At 58.2% G+C, this 14998-nt stretch carries 14 protein-coding genes; 7 read left to right on the top strand and 7 right to left on the bottom strand.

Translation table 11 applies throughout. The features are described from left to right. Nucleotides 1-182: 182 nt before the first annotated feature. The 6 genes from E2F50_RS12695 to motA form a co-directional block, all read right to left on the bottom strand. Complete coding sequence (locus tag E2F50_RS12695; protein ID WP_133316544.1) at nt 183-3188, bottom strand: beta strand repeat-containing protein; 3006 nt, start codon at nt 3186-3188, stop codon at nt 183-185. Nucleotides 3189-3841: 653 nt separating this feature from the next. Beyond that, on the bottom strand, nt 3842-4972 hold the full coding sequence (gene glf, locus E2F50_RS12690) for a UDP-galactopyranose mutase (protein ID WP_133317098.1): 1131 nt from the start codon (nt 4970-4972) through the stop codon (nt 3842-3844). 132 nt (nt 4973-5104) lie between these two features. Beyond that, on the bottom strand, nt 5105-6157 hold the full coding sequence (fliG, locus tag E2F50_RS12685) for a flagellar motor switch protein FliG (protein ID WP_133316543.1): 1053 nt from the start codon (nt 6155-6157) through the stop codon (nt 5105-5107). A 24-nt stretch (nt 6158-6181) separates the two neighbouring features. Continuing rightward, nucleotides 6182-6781 (bottom strand): flagellar motor switch protein FliN, encoded by a 600-nt coding sequence (gene fliN / locus E2F50_RS12680; protein ID WP_133316542.1) that lies wholly within the window; start codon nt 6779-6781, stop codon nt 6182-6184. A 55-nt stretch (nt 6782-6836) separates the two neighbouring features. After that, a complete protein-coding gene (locus tag E2F50_RS12675) occupies nt 6837-7778 on the bottom strand; it encodes a FliM/FliN family flagellar motor switch protein (protein ID WP_133316541.1) in 942 nt (313 codons plus the stop codon). A 3-nt stretch (nt 7779-7781) separates the two neighbouring features. Beyond that, on the bottom strand, nt 7782-8654 hold the full coding sequence (motA, locus tag E2F50_RS12670; RefSeq protein WP_133316540.1) for a flagellar motor stator protein MotA: 873 nt from the start codon (nt 8652-8654) through the stop codon (nt 7782-7784). A 211-nt stretch (nt 8655-8865) separates the two neighbouring features. On the opposite strand from motA, the gene flgF reads away from it, so the two are divergent. The 3 genes from flgF to E2F50_RS12655 are packed head-to-tail and all read left to right on the top strand — an operon-like array spanning nt 8866 to nt 11566. Beyond that, nucleotides 8866-9600 (top strand): flagellar basal-body rod protein FlgF, encoded by a 735-nt coding sequence (flgF, locus tag E2F50_RS12665; RefSeq protein ID WP_133316539.1) that lies wholly within the window; start codon nt 8866-8868, stop codon nt 9598-9600. Between the two features lie 26 nt (nt 9601-9626). Continuing rightward, on the top strand, nt 9627-11012 hold the full coding sequence (gene fliI, locus E2F50_RS12660) for a flagellar protein export ATPase FliI (protein WP_425375387.1): 1386 nt from the start codon (nt 9627-9629) through the stop codon (nt 11010-11012). Nucleotides 11013-11014: 2 nt separating this feature from the next. Then, the gene (locus E2F50_RS12655) at nt 11015-11566 is read left to right on the top strand and encodes a flagellar protein (RefSeq protein ID WP_133316537.1); all 552 of its coding nucleotides are present in this window, start codon (nt 11015-11017) and stop codon (nt 11564-11566) included. A 172-nt stretch (nt 11567-11738) separates the two neighbouring features. Here E2F50_RS12655 and E2F50_RS12650 read toward each other — a convergent pair whose 3' ends face one another. Further along, nucleotides 11739-12707: a flagellin N-terminal helical domain-containing protein gene (locus E2F50_RS12650; protein WP_133316536.1), complete on the bottom strand. Its 969-nt coding sequence runs from the start codon at nt 12705-12707 to the stop codon at nt 11739-11741. A gap of 297 nt (nt 12708-13004) precedes the next feature. Between E2F50_RS12650 and flgB the strand changes: the two genes are divergently transcribed. From flgB to flgG, 4 genes are read left to right on the top strand one after another with little or no spacing between them, the layout of a single operon-like run. Then, complete coding sequence (gene flgB / locus E2F50_RS12645) at nt 13005-13394, top strand: flagellar basal body rod protein FlgB (protein WP_133316535.1); 390 nt, start codon at nt 13005-13007, stop codon at nt 13392-13394. Nucleotides 13395-13399: 5 nt separating this feature from the next. Continuing rightward, entirely contained in the window at nt 13400-13813 is a 414-nt protein-coding gene (gene flgC / locus E2F50_RS12640) for a flagellar basal body rod protein FlgC (protein WP_133316534.1), read from the top strand. 2 nt (nt 13814-13815) lie between these two features. Continuing rightward, complete coding sequence (gene fliE, locus E2F50_RS12635) at nt 13816-14154, top strand: flagellar hook-basal body complex protein FliE (protein WP_133316533.1); 339 nt, start codon at nt 13816-13818, stop codon at nt 14152-14154. A gap of 17 nt (nt 14155-14171) precedes the next feature. After that, nucleotides 14172-14960 carry a flagellar basal-body rod protein FlgG gene (gene flgG / locus E2F50_RS12630; protein WP_133316532.1) on the top strand — a complete coding sequence of 263 codons (789 nt, stop codon included), beginning with the start codon at nt 14172-14174 and terminating at the stop codon, nt 14958-14960. Nucleotides 14961-14998 lie beyond the last annotated feature (38 nt).

The following is a 14998-nucleotide window of genomic DNA, read 5'->3' as shown; positions in this document are numbered from 1 at the left end:
CCCTTGCAAGCCAGCCGAACTGGGGATTGACGCTCCCGGGCGTCTCGTCACGCATATTCCAGTTAGCTTGCGCAGGGCTGGTAGATACAACCGGGCGCCGTGGGGTAGGGCGCCCAGAAGCCATAAACAAAAAAGGCGGCGCGACCGAAGCCGCGCCGCCGCTGTTCAAGCAAGGCTACTTATCAGACTGCAGCGTAAGCTGCGATGATGGCAGCAACCTGATCGTTGTTCAGTGCCTGGATCTGCTTAGAAGAGAAGGCAGCCAGTTCGTCCGAACCAAGTGCTGCGAAGTCTTCCGAAACCAAGCCAGCCAGAGCCTTGGTGCTGATCGCTGCGATATCGTCCGTCGAGAAGGTGGCGATTTCGTCGCTCGACAAGGCGGCGATTGCGCCGGAGCTGAGGGCCGCAACCTGCGAGCTGCTCAGAGCCGCAACCTGGTCAGTGTCCAAGGCTGCAATCTGGCCGGTCGACAGGGCAGCCAGAACCTTGGAGTTCAAGGCGCTGATGTCTACGGCATCGATTGCTGCGATGCTTCCGGTCGACAGAGCCGCAACCTGCTTAGAGGTCAGGGCGCCGATCTGGTCGGAGCTGAAGCCTGCAACAATGTCAGTGGTGAGCGCGGCAATCAGATCGGTCGAAAGTGCAGCGATCTGCTTGGTCGTCAGAGCAGTGACCTTCGTGTCGAGAGCCGTGAGGTCTTCAGCAGCCAATCCTGCCAGGGCCTTCGTGCTGATCGCAGCGACTTCATCGGTCGTGAAGGTTGCGATCTCGTCGCTCGACAGAGCGGCGATGGCACCCGAGCTGAGGCCAGAGATCTGACCGGAGGTCAAAGCGTCAACCTGGTCTGTGCCGAGCGCAGCAACCTGATCGGTCGAAAGCGCGGCGATCGTCTTGGAGTTCATCGCTCCGATATCAGCTGCTTCGATGGCGGCGATGCTGCCGGTCGAGAGAGCCGCTACCTGTTTGGAGGTCAGAGCGCCGATCTGGTCGGAGTTCAGAGCTGCGACAACATCGGTGGAGAGGGCAGCGAGCAAGCCGGTTGCAAGAGCCGCTACCTGCTTGGTGCTCAGAGCCGTGACATTGTTGCCAAAGGCGAGGAGGTCTTCAGCAGCCAATCCTGCCAGAGCCTTGGTGTTGATCGCAGCAATCTCGTCGGTCGAGAAGGTTTCGATCTCGTCGCTCGACAGGGCGGCGATGGCACCCGAGCTCAGGGCAGCAATCTGACCGGAAGTCAGGGCTGTTACCTGGTCGGTGCTGAGGGCGGCAACCTGATCGGTGGACAGACCAGCGATTGCCTTGGAATTCAAGGCGCTGATGTCCGCCGAGTCGATGGCTGCGATGCTGGCGGTCGAGAGAGCTGCAACCTGCTTGGAGGTCAAAGCGCCGATCTGGTCGGAGCTGAGAGAGGCAACAACATCGGTCGAGAGTGCTGCAAGCAAGCCGGTCGAGAGGGCTGCTACCTGCTTGGTGCTCAAAGCGGTGACATTGGTGTCGAAGGCTGCGAGGTCTTCAGCGGCCAATCCTGCCAGAGCCTTGCTGCTGATGGCGGCAATCTCGTCGGTCGAGAAGGTAGCAAGCTCGTCGCTGGCCAGGGCAGCGATGGCACCTGAGCCGAGGGCAGCGATCTGACCAGAGGTGAGAGCGTCGACCTGGTCAGTGCTCAGGGCTGCGACCTGATCCGTCGAGAGACCAGCAAGAGCCTTGGAGTTCAGAGCCGAGATATCAGCCGATTCGATGGCTGCAATGCTGCCGGTCGACATTGCTGCAAGCTGCTTGGAAGTGAGGGCGCCAATCTGGTCGGAGCTGAGTGCTGCGACAACGTCGGTCGAGAGTGCAGCAATTAGATCGGTAGAGAGTGCAGCGATCTGCTTCGTGGTCAGAGCAGTGACCTTATTGTCGAGCGCTGCAAGATCTTCAGCGGCCAATCCTGCCAGAGCCTTGCTGCTGAGGGCAGCGACTTCATCGGTAGAGAAGGTAGCAATCTCGTCGCTGGACAGGGCGGCAATAGCACCCGAGCCAAGAGCAGCAATCTGACCGGAGGTCAGGGCGTCAACTTGATCGGTGGCGAGGGCAGCGACCTGGGCGTCCGACAGAGCTGCAACCGTCTTGGAGTTCATCGCGCTGATATCTGCAGCTTCGATGGCGGCAATGTTGCCGGTCGACAGAGCCGTGACCTGCTTGGAAGTCAGAGCGCCGATCTGGTCGGAACCGAGAGCAGCGACAACATCGCTGGAGAGTGCAGCGAGCAGGTCGGTAGACAGCGCCGCGATCTGCTTGGTGCTCAGAGCCGTAACGTTGGTGTCGAGTGCTGCAAGATCTTCAGCGGCCAAACCTGCAAGAGCCTTGGTGCTGATGGCAGCGATCTCGTCCGTGGTGAAGGTTGCAATCTCGTCGCTAGCCAGAGCAGCGATCGCGCCCGAGCCGAGGGCAGCAATGTGCGAGCTGACGAGTGCGGTAACCTGGTCGGTATTCAAGGCAGCGACCTGATCGGTCGACAGAGCTGCAACCACCTTGGCGTCCATGGCAGCAATATTTGCGGCATCGATGGATGCAAGGCTGCCGGTCGAAAGAGCAACGACCTGCTTTGACGTCAGGGCGCCGATCTGCTCAGAACTCAGGGCAGAAACAATGTCGGAACCAAGCGAAGCGACGACGTCTGTAGAGAGCGCTGCGACCTGCTTGGAGGTCAGTGCAGTGACGTTCGAGCCGAAAGCTGCGAGATCTTCCGAGGCCAGTGCTGCAAGTGCATTGGTGCTGATCGCGGCGATATCGTCGGTAGAAAAGAGTGCAAGCTCAGAGGTCTCCATGACCGCCATTGCTGCCGAGCCGAATGCACCAATCTGCTGGCTCGTAAGAGCATCAACCTGCGTGTCGTCGAGCGCTGCGACCTGGTCCGTGTACATGGCTGAGAGCTGGGAGCTCGTAAGGCCAGTAATGTTGGCAGAGGTCAGTGTGGAAATCTGGTCGGTCGTCATGCCCAGGACGGCTGCTGCGGAAAGCGCGCTGAGGCTTGCGGACGAGATGACGGCGAAGTCTTCAGTTTCGATCGCAGCGACCTGCGAAGAAGAAAGTGCCTGTAGCTGATTGGAGGTCAGTGCTGCAACGTCGTCGGTCGACAAGGATGCGATTGTCGCTGTCGACATCGCCTTGATCTGGGTGACGGTCAAATTCTGTACGATGGAAGTCATTTAGTGCGCCCTCGGTGCTGGTTGATCACGTACGCATTCCCCTGTCCGTGGTCGCGAGGGCAAAGGCCCTCAAGGCAACCCCAGGCGCATGATGCACCCGCCGAAGAAGCGCCCACGCAGTCGGACGCACTCGGCGACCACAACTCGGGTTATTTCATCGGACGAAACATTAGTGAGACATGGCTCGCACGAGCCTGCGCACGGGAAGGGCATCATGCTTCCAGAGCCGATTAAGCTCTGACCCCCCACGCCGATGAATGCGAACGTCTTATCCGGCCAACAGTTCTCGCAGCGAAAAGCATTGTATGCGTGAGCGAAACTAGATGGACGAAATGTAACTTCCGCGATCATCCTGAATGTAAGCGGGCATCATTTAATATTGAGTTAACGCCTTGCAGATCCGCAACTTTTCCCGGGCCCGGGCACAGCATTGGCAGGAGGATGATACAATATTGTCAGGTATAAAGAGTGTGATCAGCCGCTTGGGCAGGCCAAGTCAACTTGTTCCCGGCCATTTAAGCAAGAACTACAGGCAGTCGATTGACCTCGGCTAATATTCAGCCTTCTAACATTGACTCAAAACGTCAATGTATCGAAAAGGCACATCGTCTCGGTCGAAAATGTCAGCATTTGCGCCTGCGCTGTATTTGATTTTAAGGAGTAACAAAGAAGGCACCGAGCTTCGCTTGGCCCGCAAGCGATCCCAGATAAGCATTCGCCGTGTCGAGGGCTTCGCGAATCGTCACATCCATGTCGAGGTAGCGGTAGGTCCCCAGGCGACCGACAAACGTGACCTGCTGCTCCGCAGACGCCCGTTCAACATAACGCTCCAGAAGCGCCTTCTCGTCTGCCATCCTGATCGGATAGTAGGGAATGTCCCCCTCTTCGCAGGCGCGGGAAAACTCCCTGTAGCAGATGCTCTTCTCGTGCTTTTCCCAGGGAGAGAAATGCTTGTGCTCTGTTATCCGGGTATAGGGCACGCCAAGATCGCCGTAGTTCATCACGGCACAGCCCTGATAGTCGCCGTCGTAATTGAAGCGCTCGAAATCGAGGGTGCGGTAGCCGAGGCGCCCGAGCTCGAAGTCGTAATAACCATCAAGCGGGCCGGAATAGAAGACATGATCGAAGTCATGCGTGTCGCTTCGTGTGAAGCGGTGGCTCAGCCTTACTTCGATCCGGTCATGCTTCAATATTCTCTCCACCATCTCGGTATAGCCGTTTTCGGGCATGCCCTGGAAGCGGTGGAAGAAATAGTTGTCGTCATAATTGAAACGGACCGGCAGGCGCTTCAGGATGCTGGCCGGCAGTTCGGTCGGAGAGCAGCCCCATTGCTTGACCGTATAGCCCTTGAAAAAGGCTTCGTAGAGATCCCGACCGACAAACTTCAGGGCCTGCTCTTCGAAAGTCTTGGGGTCTTCGATCGAACTTTCGGCGATGGAAGTGATGAAGTCGCGGGCCTCGTCAGGCCTAAGTGTCTTGCCGAAGAACTGGTTGATGGTGTGCAGGTTAACGGGCAGGAGATAAACACGTCCGCCGCTCGTGGTCTTCACCCGGTTGACGAACGGCAGGAAGGTCTGGAAGCTGTTGACATAGGACCATACCTCCTCGTCATCCGTGTGGAAGATATGCGGGCCGTAGACATGAACCATCACCCCGGTATCGCTGTCCCGCTCCGTATAGCAGTTGCCGGCAATGTGGTTGCGCTCGTCGCAGACGACGATCGAATGACCGGCCTCTGCAAGTTTCCGTCCGATCACCGCGCCGGACAGTCCGGCTCCCACCATCAGTATGCGCTTGTTCAATTTTAGCTCCCCCTTGGCGCGCCCTTACAGGCTGAACCCTCATGCGTCTTTTGTTACGCACCGGATCAGGGTCTTGAACCTGCCAACCGGCGCCCCTTAAGGGAATTGTGAGGTTCAGGCAGCCTCGTTGGCGGCGCCCTCTTCCTTTTCTTTTTCCTTTTCCTTCAGCTCGATCTGGCCTGAATTCCCCAGACGGATGGCTTCCTGGGAAACCGCCCGGCGCGCAATTGCGACTTCGCGCGGGTTGATCGGTCCGCCGGCAGCGAGGTCGGATTCGACCATGCGGCGCTGGCGAGGGCTGATGCAGGACAGAACACATTCGCGCATGGCTGGGGAAGATCCCTTGAGCGCCATGGTGAGGATGTCGCCGGAGATGTCGTTGAGCAGCACCACACGGCTGCGCTGCGGCATCAGCATCAGGTCCTCGAAGAGGAAGATCTTCGGGCGAACCTTCTGGGCGGCTTCCTGGCTGACCTTTTCCAGCGATTCGAGCAGAGAGTCGACCTGCGGCTTTTCGAGCTGGTTCATGAGGTCGGCAACCTTGATCGGTCCCGTCGAATTCTTTTCCGCTTCGATCTCGTCGACCAGCTGCGCGATCCGCTTTTCGATGATCTGGACCGCCTGCGGGTTTGCGTTCTTCAGGTTGACCGCGCGCTTCATGATGTCGGCGCGCAATGACTGTGGCAGTTCCATCAGGATCTTTGCACCAAACGCCGACGGCAGCATGGACAGGATATAGGCGATCGTCTGCGGATGTTCCTTGCTGAGATGCTTGCAGATGAAGGCGGGATCGGCCTCCTGCAGACGGTCCCAATTGGAATCCTCGTAAGCCTGGAACGCCGTGCGGCGGCCGAGCAGCCCGTCCACCTCTTCGGGCGTGAGGCCTTCATCGAGAATCTTCTCGATGGCCATGGCATTATCCATGAGCCCCGTGCCTTCGGTGAACAGATCTTCGAACTCGTTCACGAGCCCGATGAGTTCGTCCGGCGGAATGGCCCGCAGTGTCTGCGCGGAAGCAATGATGGTTTGAAGTTCGGCCTGCGTGAAATATTTCAGGAGCTTTCCTGCCACGCCGGTTCCCATAGCGAGAAGAACGGCAGCCGCTTTCTCTGCTGCAGAAAGCGGGCTGGAAGGCAGGTTGTCACTAAAGCTATCAAAGTCCATCATGGGCTTTTTCCTAGTATTCTAAAACTAGCCTTTCGAGGCTCCCGATAATTCGGTGAGCTTGACCCCGAAACGCGTATCGTCATCCGCCAGCAGGGTGATTTCACCCCGGGCAATCAGGCGTCCGTTGACCGTGATGTCAACCGGTTCGCCGATCTTCTTGTCGAGCGTGATCGTCGTGCCTTCCTTGAGGTTCATCAGGCCCTTGACCGGCATTCTGCTTGACCCCAGAACGATCTGGACATCAATCGGGATGTCCATGATCAGGGCCTGGTTGCTGTCGAGGCCATAATCCTCGGTTTCGGAAGCACCGGCGCTGGCCATCATGGAAGGCGCCGCTACATCACCAAAACCGCTTCCAAAATCGTCGGAGCCGAGGTCGGATCCCAAATCAGACCCGAAATCGCCGAAGCCGGAGGTCGGAGTCTCGGCTGCGAACATGTCGGCGTCGAAAGACGGCGCGCTTGCTTCAGAACCGAAAGCGTCGAGGTCCACAGGCAGGACCGTGCCTTCTTCGTCTGCCTTCAACGCCCCGCGAAGGTCGTCGATGGCGTTCTCGAGATCCAAATTGCTCGAAGCGATCGGATCTTCAGTGATTTCATTCTTAACCGTCGGTTTTCTAGCCATAAGCCGTTATCCACATCGAAACTTGTCTGAGGCTGCCGCGCCGGTCAGAACAGGGTTAGATATCCAAGATTTGTTTGATAGTCGTGCCTTCGGGATTGCTGTTCGATTTGACTTTCACCGAATAGCTGTCTCCGGACCGGCCGAATTCGCAGCGGTACATCATCTTGCCATTGGCATCCATGTCGACGCTGACTTCGCCCATGTCCTCGAAAGGAATGATGTCGCCCGGCCGTAGCCTCGCAATTGAGCCCAGCTTGAGAGGTGTCAGCTTGATACGTGCGCATAGATCGACCTGCGAACGAAGCACGCGATCCGTCAATCGTTCGTCCGCCTCTCGTCCATCCGCTAATTGTGCCGTCGTCTTGACGATCGTCGTCTTCAGGAGGACGTTCTGCGGAATGACGAGCACGATCTCGCTAACCAAAGCCCCCAGTGTCACCTGAAGTTTGATGGCTGCGGCAAAGTCGTCCTCGACGTCAGCGGCGTGCTGGGCATATTCTCCAGCCGGATAGGGGGCCGAGAGAACAGGCTCGAAATTGCCTGGCGCGTTCAAGCCGGAGCGCATGACGCTGGCCATCTTGGTAAATACCAGCGCGGCGATGTCAGCCTCGATCGAAGACAATGCACGGCTTTCGCCACCTCCCCCTTGCGGGCTGGCGTCGCCGAGCAACTGTGCGATTATGGCAATGGCCAGGTCGTTTTTCGTGCCGAGGACGAAGTGGGGACACCAGTTGCGTAATGTCGCGCTTGCCAGCGTGTATTCAGCACCGAGTTCAGCAACCAAGGCTGAATTCAGGCCGGAGCGATGCTCCAGGAATTCAATGTCCAGTTCGAGTTGCATGTCTTCCCGGATCATATCTCCGAGAAGCTGGCAGTGAAGGGCAGCCACATCGCTGCAGCAGCGAGCGACGGTCTTGGCGTCGCCAAGATTACCGGTCAACCGGGCAAGAACGACGCGGTCCATGGGCCTGGACGCTTGGCTAAGCTGTTTTGTCATGGATCAAGCCGCCTTGCTTTCGCCGCCCGGGTTCATCATTTCCTGTTCGACGGCGTCGATGGAAGGACGATCACTGTTGCCGATGGTCTTGCGACCGTATTCCAGCGCAACCTGCGGGACGGAACCGTTCATGTAGGCGATCAAGGTCTGCTTGACGATCGTGTAGAGACGATGCTGCTTGGTCCGGACGATCTTGATCTGCGATGTCAGCGGGTTGCAGACGCAGTAGGAAAGAACGATGCCGAGCATGGTACCGACCAGGGCGGCGCCGATCAGGCCACCAAGTACTTCCGGTGATTCATTGATCTTGCCCATGGCCTTGATAACCCCGAGCACCGCGGCGACGATGCCGATGGCCGGGAAGGAATCGCCCATGGCGGTGATCGCGTGGTAAGGCTTCAGTCTGTCCGCAAGCATGGTCTCCAACTCTTCATCCATCAGCGCTTCGATCTCGTGGGACCGTGCATTGCCGATGATGATGAGACGGACATAGTCGCAGATGAAAACGGTCAGCTGCTTGTTCTTCAGAACTGTCGGTGCGCTCTGGAAGATGGACGATTCTTCCGGGTTGTCGATGTGCGCTTCGATCTCGTTGCGCGGCTTGGTGCGCAGATCGCGCATCAGGGAATAAAGGACACCAAGGATATCCAGGTATTCCCGGTCCTTTGGAACCGCGAACTTGAAAGCCTCACCCAGCGCTTTGCCCGAGTCCTTCACGACCTTGATCGGATTGGCCATGATGAAGCCGCCAAGGCCGGCGCCCCCGATGATCACAAGCTCGAAAGGTTGAAACAATACGTCTAGGTGCCCACCCATGGCCATGAAGCCGCCAAGCACGCAGCCAATGGTAATCACGAAACCCAAAATTATCATCATTTTGATGTGTATCCGACGTCATTTCAGCCGTGGGAAGAAATAGGCGGGCTGCCTTGCGTGAAGCTGGCTAGCACCGCCATTCGAGGCCAGCAGACCAGCCGGATGCCGATCAGCTTCACGCAAGCAATCTCTGTTTGTTTGAGGGAAAGGCCGGTTCAGGCCGCTCGATGCTTCCTCGATGGGAGGGAGCATCTTCCCTAGGAGATCCATCATGCAATCGGGTATCTATGTCGGCCTGTCTGCGCAAATGGCGCTGGAGCGCCGTCTCACGACGATCGCAGACAATATGGCGAACATGAACACGGTGGGCTTCCGCTCGACCGAAGTGAAGTTCGACCAGGTGCTTTCCAGCATCGACAACGATATTTCCGCCAAGGTCGCCTTCGTGTCCCAAGGCAACGACTATCTGGCGACGCAAAGCGGCGAACTGCAGCAAACCGGCAATCCTCTCGATTTTGCCGTCAAGGGCGACGCATGGTTTGCGCTGGAGACGCCGGCGGGGCAGGTTCTGACGCGTGATGGCCGCTTCACCATGGCCGAGACCGGCGAACTGCAATCCATTCGTGGCTATGCAGTGCTGGATGCCGGCGGTGCGCCTATCCAGCTTGACCGCAATGGCGGCCCGCCCGCTGTCGGCGGTGATGGCCGCGTGCTGCAGGATGGCAAGGTGGTGGCCTCCATCGGCTTGTTTCAGGCTGACCTGACAAAGGGTTTCCTGAGATATGACAACAGCGGTGTCCTGCCGTCAGGCGGCATGCAGCCTGTTGTCGATACCCGCGAGACGGGTGTGATGCAGGGCTATATCGAGCAGTCCAACGTCAACGCCATCGGCGAAATGACCGAGTTGATATCAATCAACCGCAATTTCGAGAGCGTCTCTTCCCTCCTGAGCTCCACCGAAAGCAGCTTCACCGAAGCGATCAAGACCTTGGGCGGCAGCCAATAAGCCGGGGTTGATGTGAGATGACCGTGATGCAGAGCATGAACAGGCCGCTACACAAGCTCGATCTTCTGGCAGCGCTCGTTGCCCGCCAGGCCGATCCGGAATTTTCCGTCGCCGCGGGCGGCGTCGTCACCGCTATATCCGCAACCCATTATGCGGTGAGCGGACTGTCGCGGCATGTCAGGCTCGGCGACTTCGTAGAGCATTGCAGCCGGGCCGGCAGGCATCTCGGACAGGTCATCAAGGTTGAATCGGAGCTGGTTCAGGTCTCCCCAATCGAACCCGGCGAACCGATCAGCATCCGTGACAGTGTTTTGCGGATCGGCGAATTCAAGGTTTCCCCCCATGACGACTGGTGTGGGCGCGCCACAGACGCATTGTGCCGTCCGATCGATGGGCGAGGGCCACTGGCCGAAGGCACCATTGCCCGGTCCATCATCAGCACCGCGCCGGCATCCATGTCACGCCGGCGCGTCGATAAGGGCTTTCGCACCGGCGTGAAGGCGGTCGATATCTTCACGCCGCTTTGCTACGGGCAGCGCCTCGGTATCTTCGCAGGCTCCGGCGTCGGCAAGTCGACGCTGTTGTCCATGCTGGCTAGCGCCGATGCCTTCGATCGTGTGGTCATCGCCCTGGTCGGCGAGCGCGGTCGCGAAGTGCGTGAATTCATCGAAGATACGATGGGTCACAACATGCGCAAATCCATCGCCGTCGTCGCGACAAGCGATGAAAGCCCGATGCTGCGCAAAATGGCACCGCTGGTGGCCATGACGATCGCTGAACATTTTCGGGATCAGGGCGAGAATGTCCTGTTCATCGCCGACAGTGTCACGCGCTTTGCGCATGCCGTCCGGGAAGTAGCGATCGCCAGCGGCGAGCTTCCCATTTCCCGTGGCTATCCGGCCTCGGTTTTCACCGAATTGCCGAAGCTGTTGGAGCGGGCAGGGCCGGGGCTGGAAGACAGCGGCACCATCACGGCCATCATCTCCGTGCTCGTCGATGGCGACAATCACAACGACCCGATCTCGGACTCCACGCGTGGTATCCTGGACGGGCATATCGTGCTGGAACGAAGCCTTGCGGATGAAGGGCGCTACCCGCCGATCAACCCGCTGTCGTCGATCTCGCGTCTGGCTCGCAAGGCCTGGACCCCGGACCAGGAAAGACTGGTGATGCGGTTGAAGACGCTTATGCACAAATTCGAGGAAACCCGCGACCTGCGCTTGATCGGCGGATACCGGCAAGGCACCGATCCTGACCTGGATATGGCGGTCAAGCAGGTTCCGGCCATCTACGAGACCTTGAAACAAACGCCGGCCGACAAGTCGGTAGTCGATGCCTATGCCGAATTGGCCGTCGCCCTGCGCAATGCCGCACTGGCAGGCGGTCAGATTCAGGCTGCAAAAAGAGGATGACTATGACCCGGGTAAAGCCCAAGCAGCCAGCCGCGCGCGCCTCAAGCAAGCGTCGGCGCGGCGGGGAACAAAACAGTAATGACATCACGCTGAAGGGCGGAGCGATCGTGCTGGCCGGCGCTGCGGCACTGTTTCCCTGGTACGTCTTCCTCAACCAGGACAAGTTTGGTGTCAGTGTTGCCGGCTGGGAGCAGCTACGCGACGCTCGCGGCTTCCGGCAGCGCGATCTTGTAGAAGTGGCGCCGATGGCGGTTGCCCGCAAGCCGGACGCTGCTATGGATCCGTCCGACACGCTGTTCACCGCCACGGTCGCGAAGACGGCTGAAGATCCCGCCGGCGATCTTGGCACCCAGCAGCCCTTTCCGGGCCGCTCCGGCTTCCGGCTTCTCCATGTTGCCAACGGTCGCGCCATGATCGAAGACGGCAACGGCATGTATATTGTTCAGACTGGTTCTCTCTTGCCCGACAATAGCAGGCTTGCCGCCTTGACCCAAAAAGACGGAAAGTGGGTCATTGTCACCTCGTCAGGCGAGGTTTACGAAAGCGCTCAGTAACTGTCGATTTAGCTTGAAGAAGCTCGCCATCGCCATGGCGAGCTTCTTGCGTTTGTCTTGCCACATCGTTTTATGGATCTTAACCGGCTAGAGCGCCTGCAGTTGCCTCTAGGCTTTATATCAAGCTGCCTTTCGACCTTATCGATTTTGTTGCTGACGAGCCGCCTGCAGCCTATCGGAACAGCGTAGCAAGGCTCTGCAGGTGGCTGTTTGCCATGCCGAGGATCTGGGAGGAAAGATCCTGCTTGGCCTGATAGGCCGAAAGCTTGGTGGATTCCTCTTCCATATTGGCGTCGACGAGACGGGAAACGCTTTCGTCGAAAACATCGGAAAGATTTTGAACGAAGCTCGTCTGCGTATCGATGCGGTTCGACATCGTGCCGAGCGTTGCGCCGAGCGTCGTCAGCCGCTGCTGGATGGAGCTCATGACACTGATCATGTCGTCGACCTGGGCCGATGTCGTGTCCTCGGTCAGTTCGATCGGCGAGCCCGTGGCACCGATCGTGGAGCCGGCATCCAGCAGGTAGTAATATCTGGCTGGTGAACCAGAGCCGTCCGAAGACAATGCCGCTGCATCGATATCGCCGGTGAGCAGGCCGCGGCTCGCATCGGCCGTGTCGACCAGGGATGAATTCGTGGCATCGAAGGTGACATAGGACAACGACACTGCACCAGTCACGCTTCTCTGGAAATAGGCAGGGACGGACTTCTCGCCTGCTTCGGCAGGCGAGGTATTGTACAGCCAGTTGTCGCTGCCGAAGGAGGCGGACTTGATCAGGGACGTCAGGTTCGACTTGAGACCGCTGATCGTCTGGTTGACCGTCGCCTTGTCGACACCATCCTCTTTTGCGGTCGTCAAATGGCTCATAATCTGGTTGACGATATCGATCGAGGAGGACACAGCCGAATAAGCGGCATCCACCTTGGAAGCGCCAAGGCTCAGCGCATCGCTGACACTGCTGAGGATTTTTGTGTCCGATGTCATTGAATTGGCGACCGACCAATAGCTGGCATTGTCGGACGGCGAGCCAATCGCAGAGCCGCTCGATGTGCGCTTCTGGGTCTCGTCGAGCGAATCATTAACAAACAGCAGGGTCTGAAGTGCGCTCTGGATGTAGCTGGTTGATATAATGTCCGACATCAGGCAAAGTCCTTGATAGATAAGGGTTTTATGCCAAACATCTGGCTGCGAGGGAACGGCTTCATGCCGCCTGTTACATCGACAGGTTCTTCACGATGCTCCCAAATTCAAGGTTTATGGTTAACAGAGGGTTAAGCGCCTCTCAAGAGTTGACGAGTTGGTAGAACCGGAGACCGGTCTCAGTCAGTCAAGCTCCGAGGCGAGTGCGCCGGCAACTTCCCTGGCCAAACTGGCTGATGACAAGTCCCACGCAAGTTTCTGAGCCTACTCCTTTGTCCAGAAGACGGAGAAGAGTCGATGCAATCGATACAATTGTTTGAGCTTGCCTCGAAGCAGGCGGAATGGCTGTCGATCCGGCAACAAGTCGTCAGCACGAACATCGCCAATGCCAACACACCGAAATTTCGGGCTCAGGACGTGACGCCGTTCGAGTCGGTGCTTGAAGCCTCCTACGTGCCGATGGCTCGCACCAATCCGGCACATTTCGTCAGCGCCACGCCGGGATCTGATGAGGTCGAGGTGAAGGACGAAGAGGTCAATAGCGAGATCGGGGTGCAGGAATCCGGCAACACCGTCGCTGTCGCAAACGAATTGTCCAAGAGTGGCGAAATCAAGCGCCAGTACGACCTGAACACGCAACTGGTCAAGGCATTCCACAACATGATGTTGACCACACTCGGTAAGTGAGCCCAATGGATCCTTTATCAGCAGCCCTAAAAGTCGCCGGAAGCGGAATGGAAGCAGAAGCGACCAGACTGCGGATCGTGTCTGAAAACATCGCCAATGCACGCACGACCGGCGACACGCCTGGCGCAGATCCCTACCGCCGCAAGACGATCACCTTCGGCAACGAGCTCGACCGCGTCAGCGGCGTGACGACCGTGGATGTCAAGAAGATCGGCGTCGACAAGGGTAACTTCGTTGAAGAGCATGATCCGAGCAATCCGGCAGCGGATGCCAATGGCGTCGTCAAGATGCCGAACGTCAACATGTTGATCGAGATGGCCGACCTGCGCGAAGCAAACCGCAGCTATGAGGCCAATCTCCAAAGTATCCGTCAGTCGCGCGATCTGATCTCGGCGACCATCGATCTGCTGAAAGGTTAAAGATGATCAATCCAATTGAAGGCCTGGGCCTCTTTGCTCCGCAGACGGACAAGGTTTCCGACGACAATACCGTCTCCAAAGCTGTCGGCACCGCCGTCGGCGCGGCAGCGACAGCGGTCGCCGGACCGGGTTTTAGCGAAATCCTAGGCACGATGGCGGCGGATGCCGTGAACTCAGTGAAGGGCGGCGAAACCGCCTCATTCGCAGGTATCCAGGGCAAGGCAAACACCCGTGAGGTCGTCGATGCGGTGCTGCAGGCGGAGCAGGCGCTCAAGACTGCCACCGCCTTCCGCGACAAGATCGTCTCTGCTTACCTCGACATCACCAAGATGCAGATCTAGAGATCGGAACATAGACAATGAAGGCACTTGCTATCGCCGCGACCGGCATGGATGCGCAGCAGACCAATCTCGAGGTCATCGCCAACAACATCGCCAACATCAACACGACGGGCTTCAAGCGTTCGCGCGCCGAATTTACCGACCTTCTTTACCAGGCCGAAAAGGCGGTCGGCGTTGCCAACCGTGCCAACCAGTCGGCCGTGCCTGAAGGCGCCAATATCGGCCTCGGCGTCCAGACCCAGGCGGTCCGCAAGCTGCATCTGCAGGGCGAGATCACCCAAACCGGCAACGACCTGGACATGGCGATCGTCGGCCGGGGCTGGTTCATGGTCGAAGGAACGGACGGTCAGACACTTTATACCCGCGCGGGCTCCTTCAACAAGGACGCCAACGGGCGTCTGGTCACAGCCGACGGATACGGCGTCATTCCAGCAATCACCATTCCCAATGACGCGACGCAGGTCACCATCAGCGAAGACGGCATCGTTTCCGTCGTCATTGGGAACGACACCGATACCACAGAGCTTGGCCAGATCACGCTGACAAACTTCGTCAACGAAGCCGGCCTGAAGCCGCTCGGCGACAACCTCTTCTCGGAAACGACTTCGTCCGGCGAGCCGGTCGTCGCCAATCCACAGGACACCGGTTTCGGCTATATCAAGCAGAGCTACCTGGAAAATTCGAACGTGGACGCGGTCAAGGAGATCACCGATCTCATCTCCGCCCAGCGTGCCTATGAAATGAACTCCAAGGTCATCACGACCGCCGACGAGATGGCGCAGATCGTCAGTAAGAACCTGAAGTAGCGCGACTTAAAAAGGATCAAGCATGATGCTTTGCCTGA

The organism is Rhizobium deserti, from assembly GCF_004358025.1.
Classification (GTDB): Bacteria; Pseudomonadota; Alphaproteobacteria; order Rhizobiales; family Rhizobiaceae; genus Neorhizobium; species Neorhizobium deserti.
Note: the sequence above shows the minus strand (reverse complement) of the source record. Positions and strands in the feature narration are given on the sequence as shown.

Coding starts and splice junctions, on each gene's coding strand:
- E2F50_RS12655 (WP_133316537.1), top strand. CDS start 11,015: ATGACCCGGGTAAAGCCCAAGCAGCCAGCCGCGCGCGCCTCAAGCAAG.
- fliI (WP_425375387.1), top strand. CDS start 9,627: ATGCAGAGCATGAACAGGCCGCTACACAAGCTCGATCTTCTGGCAGCG.
- flgG (WP_133316532.1), top strand. CDS start 14,172: ATGAAGGCACTTGCTATCGCCGCGACCGGCATGGATGCGCAGCAGACC.
- E2F50_RS12695 (WP_133316544.1), bottom strand. CDS start 3,188: ATGACTTCCATCGTACAGAATTTGACCGTCACCCAGATCAAGGCGATG.
- fliN (WP_133316542.1), bottom strand. CDS start 6,781: ATGGCTAGAAAACCGACGGTTAAGAATGAAATCACTGAAGATCCGATC.
- fliG (WP_133316543.1), bottom strand. CDS start 6,157: ATGATGGACTTTGATAGCTTTAGTGACAACCTGCCTTCCAGCCCGCTT.
- fliE (WP_133316533.1), top strand. CDS start 13,816: ATGATCAATCCAATTGAAGGCCTGGGCCTCTTTGCTCCGCAGACGGAC.
- flgB (WP_133316535.1), top strand. CDS start 13,005: ATGCAATCGATACAATTGTTTGAGCTTGCCTCGAAGCAGGCGGAATGG.
- flgF (WP_133316539.1), top strand. CDS start 8,866: ATGCAATCGGGTATCTATGTCGGCCTGTCTGCGCAAATGGCGCTGGAG.
- motA (WP_133316540.1), bottom strand. CDS start 8,654: ATGATGATAATTTTGGGTTTCGTGATTACCATTGGCTGCGTGCTTGGC.
- glf (WP_133317098.1), bottom strand. CDS start 4,972: ATGGTGGGAGCCGGACTGTCCGGCGCGGTGATCGGACGGAAACTTGCA.
- E2F50_RS12650 (WP_133316536.1), bottom strand. CDS start 12,707: ATGTCGGACATTATATCAACCAGCTACATCCAGAGCGCACTTCAGACC.
- flgC (WP_133316534.1), top strand. CDS start 13,400: ATGGATCCTTTATCAGCAGCCCTAAAAGTCGCCGGAAGCGGAATGGAA.
- E2F50_RS12675 (WP_133316541.1), bottom strand. CDS start 7,778: ATGACAAAACAGCTTAGCCAAGCGTCCAGGCCCATGGACCGCGTCGTT.